At 53.0% G+C, this 10,020-nt stretch carries 9 protein-coding genes; 6 read left to right on the forward strand and 3 right to left on the reverse strand.

All coding sequences use genetic code 11. From position 1 onward, the window contains the following. Positions 1-2,118: DUF5801 repeats-in-toxin domain-containing protein (locus tag AC3WN7_RS17920; RefSeq protein ID WP_256585813.1), on the reverse strand; the 2,118-nt coding region annotated here is incomplete at its 3' end. 438 nt (positions 2,119-2,556) lie between these two features. On the opposite strand from AC3WN7_RS17920, the gene AC3WN7_RS17925 reads away from it, so the two are divergent. Continuing rightward, a complete protein-coding gene (locus AC3WN7_RS17925) occupies positions 2,557-3,768 on the forward strand; it encodes a site-specific integrase (protein WP_102675814.1) in 1,212 nt (403 codons plus the stop codon). Here the strand turns inward: AC3WN7_RS17925 and AC3WN7_RS17930 are convergent. Further along, on the reverse strand, positions 3,765-4,490 hold the full coding sequence (locus AC3WN7_RS17930) for a hypothetical protein (protein WP_102675813.1): 726 nt from the start codon (positions 4,488-4,490) through the stop codon (positions 3,765-3,767). The genes AC3WN7_RS17925 and AC3WN7_RS17930 overlap by 4 nt on opposite strands. Before the next feature lie 201 nt (positions 4,491-4,691). On the opposite strand from AC3WN7_RS17930, the gene AC3WN7_RS17935 reads away from it, so the two are divergent. From AC3WN7_RS17935 to AC3WN7_RS17945, 3 genes are all read left to right on the forward strand, one after another. Then, positions 4,692-4,895, forward strand: coding sequence for a helix-turn-helix domain-containing protein (locus AC3WN7_RS17935; protein ID WP_102675812.1), 204 nt, complete (start codon positions 4,692-4,694; stop codon positions 4,893-4,895). Between the two features lie 198 nt (positions 4,896-5,093). Beyond that, on the forward strand, positions 5,094-5,330 hold the full coding sequence (locus AC3WN7_RS17940; RefSeq protein ID WP_102675811.1) for a helix-turn-helix domain-containing protein: 237 nt from the start codon (positions 5,094-5,096) through the stop codon (positions 5,328-5,330). Between the two features lie 54 nt (positions 5,331-5,384). Then, entirely contained in the window at positions 5,385-6,368 is a 984-nt protein-coding gene (locus AC3WN7_RS17945; RefSeq protein ID WP_146022479.1) for a hypothetical protein, read from the forward strand. Positions 6,369-6,639: 271 nt separating this feature from the next. On the opposite strand, the gene AC3WN7_RS17950 is transcribed toward AC3WN7_RS17945, so the two are convergent. Further along, positions 6,640-6,954 (reverse strand): SOS response-associated peptidase family protein, encoded by a 315-nt coding sequence (locus AC3WN7_RS17950; RefSeq protein ID WP_409077340.1) that lies wholly within the window; start codon positions 6,952-6,954, stop codon positions 6,640-6,642. Positions 6,955-7,109: 155 nt separating this feature from the next. On the opposite strand from AC3WN7_RS17950, the gene AC3WN7_RS17955 reads away from it, so the two are divergent. Together AC3WN7_RS17955 and AC3WN7_RS17960 are read left to right on the forward strand one after the other, a co-directional pair. Continuing rightward, the gene (locus AC3WN7_RS17955; protein ID WP_102675809.1) at positions 7,110-7,466 is read left to right on the forward strand and encodes an HNH endonuclease; all 357 of its coding nucleotides are present in this window, start codon (positions 7,110-7,112) and stop codon (positions 7,464-7,466) included. A 629-nt stretch (positions 7,467-8,095) separates the two neighbouring features. Continuing rightward, positions 8,096-9,838, forward strand: a complete 1,743-nt coding sequence (locus tag AC3WN7_RS17960; protein WP_102675808.1) for a retron Ec67 family RNA-directed DNA polymerase/endonuclease — start codon at positions 8,096-8,098, stop codon at positions 9,836-9,838. Positions 9,839-10,020 lie beyond the last annotated feature (182 nt).

Here is a 10,020-nt window from a genome sequence, read left to right on the forward strand (position 1 = left end):
GGCGACACTGACCGTGAATACCAGCAGATTGCTGAGGGCCGTACGCCCTTCGACCACAGTGCCATTGAGCGACAGGTTTACCGCCTGGCCCGAAGCGGTGTCTGTCAGCCCGGAGGCTCCGGCCACCACGCCCAGTGCATAGGTCAGCGTCCCGGCACCATCAGCGCCAAACGCCGAGTTGAAGTTGGCGGCGAAGCTCTGGGTGGCGTCAGTCGCCAACAGCGTCTCGTCCACTGTCAGCGTTGGCTCAGTGCCGGTGGTGCTGATGCTCGGTCCATCGTCGTCGAAGATGATCTTGGAACCGATTTCGGCTTTCGAAATAGAGGCCTGGACCAGCGTGAAACCACCGATATCAAAATCGGCGTGCTCATTGCCCTTGGCATTGACGGCCGCCCCATTCTCGACGAGCACGCGGTTGTGGTCCGACGTCGTGGTGTATTCAATCTGGTAGCCGGCTTTAACGCCGGTGATTGTTGCAACCCCCGCTGCAAAGCTGATGGTGATGGCCGGATCATTCACCGAGCCGTTTGAGTTCTCGATCACCTGCCCGGCACTGTTGAAGACGCGAACATTGGTGATGGCAATCGACATATCACCCACATATCCATTGATGAAATTCGCGCCAGGTTCAGCAGCAGTGCTGAATGCGCTGACCCTTACCACGGCACTCTTGCCGCTTTGCAACTGCACGACATCGAAACTGGCCGACTTCGCATTGAAGACGTCGGTAAAGTCGACGTTGGCTTCAAGATCGGCTTCGTTCTGGTCCAGGTTGGGAATGGTCACATTCTGCCTGGCACCCGTGACGAACGAAAAGCGGATGCCCTCTTGCTCCACAATCATCTGATTGTTGGTGCCGAAGGTGGTCGGCCCCCCCGCCTGGCTGGTATTGATCGTGTCGCCAGTCGTTATATTGAAACCGCTTGACTGGTCTGCCGGGTTCTTGCCGGTGGCGATGATGGTGGGATCGGTGATCCGCAACACACCACCGACATCGACAACGTTCGGGTTCGCCTTGGTGAACATCAGAAAGAGGTTCTGACCGGAGGGCGCATTGGCCAGGCTGAATTCCAGATCCTGGCTGGCTCCGATGAAAACCTTATCCGTCAGATTGAGCGAATCATCGGCATTCGTCATGTCGGGATGTTTGAGCGGTTGGTACTCCACGGTCCAGATCTTGCCGCCCGTGACCGGCGATCCGGTTTCTTCTATATAGGCAGCGAACACGATCGCGCCGGTTGCGCTCCCGGCTCGGCCCACGACGATGTTGTTGTTCGTATCCGTATAGAGAAGGATGCTGGTGCCATCGAGGGTATCCAGTCCGCTGTCCACGCCATTGAGCGGTGCACCGGAGCTGCCGACGAAGCTGATATCGGTAATGGTTGCTCCGGGGTCAGCGGTGATGGTGAATGCATTGCTGCCCGTGTTGCCCACGGCACCGGTATAGCCACTCAAGGCCGCGCCCGTGGCGGTACCTGCCCCCAGTGCGGCTAAACGGGTAGTGAAGGCCGAAGGCAGGGACGCCACCAGAATGTCGTTGTCGTCAGCGTCCCCCGCAGGAATTGGCGTGGCAGTGGCGTTCTGCAACCCGGCCGTTTCATCCAGTGTCACGTCCTCGCCAGTCGCCACAACGCCCAAAACGCTGTCCGTAAACGAAGTTGTCGCCACCGCGTCGTCACCGGTGCCGACGACTCCATCGACGCCTGCAGAGGCCGCGGTGAGCAGAAACGTCGCGCCTGCCGAGTCGTCGGGATTCACGTACCAGGAGGTGGTGACGCTGCCGTTGACCTGGCCGTCGAGATCGCCGGCACCGCCGTCGGTCACGGACCAGGGCTCGTGACCCGCGCCGGTATTGGTATCGAGTACATCGTCGGACGTACCCCACACGCCATCCGCGCCAGCACCGACGGCGTGGTCCACTTCGAGCGTCACAGTACTGCCGGCAGCGAAACCGCTGGCAGTAATGATGGCAGTGCTGCCCGGTGCGTAGTCTTTAAGGTTGGTGGTGACGGTCGGAATGTAGGTAAAAGTCCAGTCGTGGTTGACGGGTGAAGGATGGTCACCGGCGTTACTGGCCAGATCATTCGTTGGCGATGAGGTTTTCTTGCGCATAGCCATGACTTTCTCCTGAGCGGGGGTCCAGTCATCGGAGATCGACCTTGGACCATTTTCTGATCTACAGGTCTCAACTATGAACAAGCACTACAGGCCGCACATCGGCGGATACTCCCAGACGGAATGGGAGATTCAGACTACGAGGGAGAGGAGAGGGAAAGTCGCGAAGGCAGGGTTGATGGCTTCGATAAACCCTGAGCACCTGTATTTGTCGAGTTTTATCTACAAGTCGTGAAAAGGAGGTGTTGGAACAGGCGGGGAGCTGCAGAATATGGTGTCCCAGGGCAGGTTCGAACTGCCAACCTTCCCCTTAGGAGGGCCAAATATACTCACTCAATATCAATAGCTTACCTTTAAAAACAGAAACTTATAGTTTGGTTGCATCCGGTAAAACCGCCTGATATTGTGATTTTTGCTGCCACACTGCTGTCACGGTGAGCCATGAAAACCAAGTTCAGTCAGAAGCTGCTCAACGGCCTGAAGCCTGAGGATAAGCCCTTCCGCGTCCACGACACCACTCAGCCCGGGCTTTTCATCCGCGTGCTGCCCAGCGGGCACATGAGCTATATGGTCACTTGGGCACGGAACAAGAACGTCACCCTTGGCCGTGTCGGCAAGATGACGCTCGAGCAGGCCCGGCAGGAAGCTGCCCGCTATTTGGCCGACGCCCACGAGCACGGTGAACCGCTGGCAGTCACCCAAGGCCGCAAAGGTGCAGCCTCCCCTACTTTGCGCGCCTTCATCCATGACACCTATCTACCGTGGTTCGAGGCCCATCACCGGGGCCACGAAAAGACCAAGCACACCCTTGATAACAATTTCGAGCCGATCATGCTCCAGCGATTGCAGGAGATTACCGGGCGCGACCTGGAAGCCATCCGTACTAGCTGGATCAAAAGTGGCAACAAGCCGGCGACCGCCAATCGCAAGATGGGCAGCATTAGCGGCGTCTTAAGCCGAGCCGTAGACTGGGGTTATCTGACCAGTTCACCGCTGGACAAGGTGAAGCAACTCAAAGTCGATACCAAAGGCCGCATCCGCTATCTGTCCAAGGACGAAACCCAGCGCATCAGGGACACTTTGGATGCCCGGGAAGAACGGATGCGGGCAGAGCGTGACAGTGCTAACCAATGGCGCGCAGAGCGTAAGCGGGATTTGTTGCCAGACCTGCGCTCAGTGACCTTTGCCGATCACTTGAAACCCATGGTGCTACTTTCGCTGAACACGGGCCTACGCCGTGGCGAGCTGTTCAACCTGCGATGGTTCGACGTGAACCTGGAAGCGAAGACGATCACCGTTGCCGGCGAAGGTGCCAAGACTGCCGAGACACGACATATTCCACTGAATGCCGAGGCCATAGCCACGCTCAATAGCTGGAAAAAGCAGAGTGACTCGACTGGATACCTCTTCCCTAGCCAGGATGGCGGGCGTATGACTGACGTTAAGACCGCCTGGCTGGAGCTGCTGAAGAATGCCACGGTGAAGGACTTTCGCTGGCACGATATGCGTCACGACTTCGCGTCACGCCTGGTGATGGCCGGTGTACCTTTGAACACCGTGCGAGAGTTGCTGGGGCACGCGGATATCAAGATGACTCTCCGCTATGCGCACCTAGCGCCGGATAGCAAGGCTGCGGCAGTGGAGCTGATTTAGCTGAGCTTGCCAAAGTCCTTTGGCTTTTCTTTGTCCGGATGACGCTGCATAGCAGCCTCCAACCTGGTTTTTTGCTCTTGTATGGCGAGCATGACGCTGTCCCTAGCCCGCTCTATTTCTTTCACTCGCGCGAATAGTTCGGGGTCTTTAATTAGCAACTGCTCTAGGCACTCTTGCAGCAACATTGCCTTCGTATGAAGCTCGACGAGTTCAATAGGGACGCCAACGTCCGCATAAGTAATTGCGGACACCTCTTTTCTGCTCTCCACGACTTCGACGATGACTCGCCAACTGTCGGCGATCACATCAAGCTTCGCGTTATCCCATGGTGTGCATTCATCAGCAGAGCGCGGCAGCCTATGCCAAAACGGGGGCGAAAGTTTGATCGTTTCCCATATTCGGGTCTCTTCATAAGAGAGCAGCGACGGATAACGGGAGGCTAAAAGAACCAGTCGAACCCCTTCATTGCTGGACCACAGAACGTCGTCAAGGTGGTGTGCCAAATCAGTAGGCGCGTCGGGGGCTTCATCTTCAATGAAAATAGAGTGCGGCATATTCACTTCGGCCAACGCCCTCTCTATGGCCCACTCGACCACCCCGGTTACCGTGCGCTTCTGAATTCGTGCCGCAAGGTCTATTCCATATTTTATGCGGGGGTCAATCCTGATCCCAACGCTTACGGTAGCGCTGGTTTCACCCTTCTTCTTTGTTGATTTCACCACACCTGCACCCCTTTCCAGCCAGAGAATCAGTCGGCCTGACTTAGGTCAGCTCATCTGACTAGTTAAGCTTGCCCGTCAAGCAGACGCGAGTCAATCCTGTTGAATGCTTGCGTGTTTAGCATTTGCTTGCACAGCAATACTTTGTATGTGTATTCTCTCAACTAGCCGGCACCAACTCACGCAGCCGGCAGGAGAGTCGCCATGACCCAAGCAGCAGCAACCATCGCCCCGCTTGCAGTCGGCCCAGAAGAGGCTGGTCGCATGACCGGACACACCCGCTCCGCCATCTATGAAGCCATCGCTAAGGGCGATCTGGAGTCGTTCAAGTCCGGCAAGCGTCGACTGATCCTCATCAAGCAGTTGGAAGCCTGGCTCAACCGCTTGGCCAAGGAAAACGCCAGATGAGTAATAGCACGCACACGATTCCACCGCTGGCCCACGCAACCCAAAAAATTGAGGCGCTGGTCATGGAGTACGAAGACCGGTTGTAGGAATTAGGTATGGAGGAGGAAGCGCAAGGAAGCGGCAAGAGAGAGCGCCCAAGCGGAGGTGCAACTCCGCTTGGGCAAGACACATTGGCTAGCACCAAGTGAGGCACGAACTATGACATTACATTCGTCTAATGAGCAAGACCGCAAGATGATGGAGGCGCTACGTAGCGGTCCCATCACAACAATCGAAGCGGCCAACGGTCTGGACATCGTCCACCCGCCGAACACGATCCGCCGCCTTCGAAATCGTGGGCACGTGATTGCTACGCATTGGGCCTATCAGGCTACTGAGCCGGGGCGTCCTCCCCATCGTGTGGCCAAATATGTTTTGCTGCGAGAAGCATCCTGATCGCAACCTAAGTGCGGGCTCCGGCCCGCTTTTTAAAACCTGCGAGGTTATCCAGTGAGCCAAGGAAATTTCTTTGCCGTAGGGGCTGACGAGTTTGTGGCGGCGTGTGAGATAGGGATAAACGCGGCCGTAACACTTTTGATTTTGGCAAGAGGCACTGGGCGGGACAATGCTACGACCGCCTGGAGCGCTCTGTCTGTTTTCAAGTATTCGGGAATGGCACGTCGGCGTGCCAAGGATGCAATAGCCGCTTTGGTCAAAGCGGGACTCATTGAAGTTCTCCAGACCGGAAAAAAACCACGCTACAAGCTTCAAAAGCCAGAAGACGATGCGTCGTTACTGTGGCTGCCGAATGAGCTGATTGATGGGGCAGATGAGGAAATCCCGCCGATTACCAAGCTGCGAGAGGCTGGGAAGCTGGAACTGTTGGAGAAGTTCATCCGGTTATACGGATTGCAGGACCTGGATAACGAGGCGGGATTGCCTCGAGCTATCGCGATAACAACGTTTGAGCGAAAAATTATCTGCCCCATTGCTCACTCCATACTCTATGGATTCACTGAAACGGAAACTACGTCAATAGCCTCCGGCTTGTTCGCCGAGTATGCGGGGCGCATCGATGACAAGGGCAATAAAGGGGCATGGATGGTGCTCAGTCCACTCCTTAGGTTTGGGCTACTGGAGCAGGTCTATTATATGGCCGAGTCTGGCGACCACGATGCAGAATTGATCTATCCAATCAACGATGACGTAGAGAGCGCGCATGAGGGTCTGATCTTCTGGCTCGAAGATCGTGACGGCAAAGGTTTCGCCATGGAAGCCCAATCTTCCGATCATATTGGCATAGCGGGGGAACATATCGAGAACGCCACCATGATAGGTCTGCTGCGGCTCCGCTACCGGCCCAAAACCGGCAAGACCGCAAGATGGTGGGCATTAGATCGAGAAAAAACCGAGGCGATCGTAAAGACCATAAACACCATTTGTTTCCCACCCGAATCAGAGCTTGTTCATATCAAGGTAAATCAAGGCTCTTAAAGGGGCCTAGGTGTTCATATCAAGGTTCATCAAGGCGCGTAAGTGCAGGTGCATTGCTTCGCAACGCACACAACATTGAACATTCGATCATGAAATCACTGATTCATTACTAAGCAAGTCTCAAAGCTCGATAACCAAAAAAAGCCGCCAATCAGGAGGAGCACCCTACCGCCCCTTCACAATGATCGGCGAGCCGATGACTCATACCGAAGTCTTGGTTGAAGCCGAAATGCGATGGCCTAACGCGAAGTTCGAATGACGCTCAGCCCGGTTAACTACAGGGATTTATACTTTTTACACCGTTGATTTTCTCCCTGAAGTATTTGCTGCTAGCCAAGACCTCAACGCGAGAGTTCATTGCCAGCGGCAGGTAGGGCTTGACCCAATGTATCGCCCAACCCCACCTGATTGCGCCTAGGTGGATACCGCGCACCTCTCCGTGGAGCATGCACACCTTAGTGCTCGGCGCTACGGCGTAGCGGGCGATGGGTACGTTATCGTACCCTCTGATTATGTACTGTTCGGCACTCAGCTCGGCTAGGTAATCCGCGAGGTCCTGGTACTGGGCGAAGTGTCCGCGCTTGATTGCGTCCTGACTGCTTGATCACTGCTTTTGTTTTGGCGTAGATTTGCTCTTGTCGTTTCCCTGAGGGGCGATGTTGGGCCAGTTCGAGTAAGTCGACTGGTACCGTTTCCTGCCTTTAGGCACAGCGGACTTCCTTATTCATACAGGAGGCTGCTATGGCCCATAAATCTTTTATCAAACTTCGCTCCGCGGCCTTCGATCGCCAAGATGGCCGCTGCTATTACTGCGGCTATCAGATGTGGCGCGATACTCCTGAGACCTTCGCCCATCTCCACGGCCTTTCCCTTCACCATGCTAGGCACTTTCAGTGCACAGCCGAGCATCTGGTCGCTAGGCAGGATGGCGGGAGAGATACCCAATCCAACATTGCTGCCGCCTGCCGGCTGTGCAATCAGCGCCGCCATAACCGCAAGGAAGCGCCTGAGCCGCAGGAGTACAAAGATCTAGTGCAGAAGCGGCTGAGAAAAGGTGGCTGGCACTCGCTCCCGGCAGGTATCCATTTGTCACCCTAATTACCAAGGCAGTCTTGGCTGGCCTGGAACACGTCTATCTGGAAGGAATCGCATACAGCGAAGCCTAGGTGCTACTGCTCGGCCTATGCCTGTGCAACGAATGCATCCGCCCCCGTCGCCCCAGCGCAACCTACGAGGTTAGCCGGGTGATGAGTGGACTCGACCAGATCAACAGCGAATGGGTTAGAGGAACAATTCGCCCGGGCCGGTTACAGATCGCACCGGACAGGAGGATGCGCGGGAACTAATGAGCCAAAGCCATACGACGAGGCAGGACCTGCTATGGCTGGTCGGGGCGCACCAGGTAGAAAACGGCCAAAAGCAGCCGTCTATTAAACCAGGGGCGATTCACTGGGTGTTTGAGCGGTAGATGAATCGGCACATTTAGCCCGGCAGCATCAAGAGGTTAAGTATTCACGTGTATTTCTTTGCTGTTGACAAGACCATGTCGCATTGCGCTATCCTGAAGGTGAGGTTTACAGGCAGATTTTTTTACCACGGTTCGTGGTACGTGAAAGGTTCGTGCTGGATATTGCTTCTACGCGACTCACAAAGGTATGCAGGGTGAATAATCCTGACGGACGCATATGAGTGCCTGTAAACCTCTCTTTCAAATTCAGGGATGAGCCATGTCAACATTGCATCGCCTTCAAAAGGCAGCCACCCTTCATGATCTTGCAATAATACTTAATTACACACCCGCCTCTCTTGCATATTTAATTTATAAAAAAACAAACAAATACACCGAATTTGACATCCCCAAAAGCAATGGTTCTAAACGCAGAATCATGGCTCCCTGTGATGAACTGAAAACATTACAGCGAAAAATCAAGAAAGCTCTCGATGAATGTTTAGAAAGCATTGAAAAAAAAGCCCCGTCTCCCGGCCCTATTTCTCACGGCTTTAAGAAAGGGCACTCAATCGCATCGAATGCCGATCCGCATAAAAAGAGACTGTATGTTTTCAACATTGATATACAAGATTTTTTCGGCACAATACACATGGGGAGAATCCGGGGGTTTCTAATAAGCAATAGAGAATTCAATTTCCACCCCAAAATAGCAACCATCATTGCTCAAATCATATGCCATGACAACAAGCTCCCTCAGGGTAGCCCGACGTCCCCTATCGCGTCGAATCTCATAGGCCACTTAATTGACCTCCGCTTAGTACAACTAGCAAAAAAAACTGGCTGTACATACTCGCGGTATGCTGACGACCTGACCTTCTCAACAAACAAACCAAAGTTTCCAAAAGAAATTGCCTACCGTCTGGAAGAAACACAATCTTGGATTCCTGGCACCCCCTTACTAAAAATAATGCACAAAAGTGGGTTTTCTCTTAATCATGAAAAAACCCGTATGCAATATGCCTGCTCTCAACAAGCCGTCACAGGCCTTGTTGTTAACCAAAAAGCCAACACTCCGGCAATCTTTAGACGCAACGTAAGAGCAATGACACACAAGCTTTTCCTGGATGGCGACTACTTCATCCACGAAAACCATAAGACCAAAGAAAAGAAAGAGCTAACTTATAAAAACCTCAATCAGCTAGAAGGGATGTTTAGCTACATCTACATGATCGACCGTTTCAACAGAGAAAAACTTGTTAACAACAGCAACAAAAGGCATGAGGACTTCCCAAAGACCGCGATAGAGCGACTACACGGAGATTTTTTATTCTATAGATATTTCTATGGCTCACCGCAACCAACTATTATTTGCGAAGGAAAAACTGACAACGTCTATCTGACTTGCGCAATCAAAGCTCTGCATGCGAATTTTCCAAGGCTCGCCAAAATTGATCCCGAAGGAAAACTAAAGCTAAGAGTCCGTTTCCTTAAATATTCTAATCTAACCCATCATGTAATGGGACTGAGCGGCGGCACACCCGACATAGGTCACTTTATAAGAAATTACGCAAAACAATGTGCAAAATACAAGGCTCATCCGCCACTGCACCCCACGATCATAGTGGTAGACAACGACAAAGGATCAGACACAATATTCAAGGCAATTAAAGACGTGACCGGAACCACGTACTCAATCCCAGCAGGGAAAGGGACAACATTAGACAAAAGCAAAACCCTATACAAAATCGCTCAAAATCTTTACGTTGTACTTACTCCGCTCTCAGGAGGAAATGACACCATGATGGAGGATTTCTTCCATCGGTCTGTATTATCAATGCCCTACGATGGCAAAACTTTCGAAGTGCTTCGTAAAGGCCCACCAAGCACTACTTACAACAAAAATACATTTGCTCAGCACATTGTGAAAGCCAACCAAAAAACCATCAATTTTTCTAAGTTCTCACCAATTCTAAAATCAATAAACCTAGCAATTAGAGACTATCCAAAAATTAAATTATAATCCCAATTTAAGGTCATCATCAGCACTCATCACCTATCAGCATGCGCGATTAGCCAGACTCCATACCTGCGAAGCGTACTATCTCCTCGCCCAGCCAATCGTTGATCTGTTTTAGACTAGCCTGTTCAGGCTCCAGTTCGTTGATGACCCACCTCTCCGATGCGTCTCGAATCGCCCCCCCC

This window comes from Pseudomonas sp. FW305-70 (assembly GCF_058783925.1).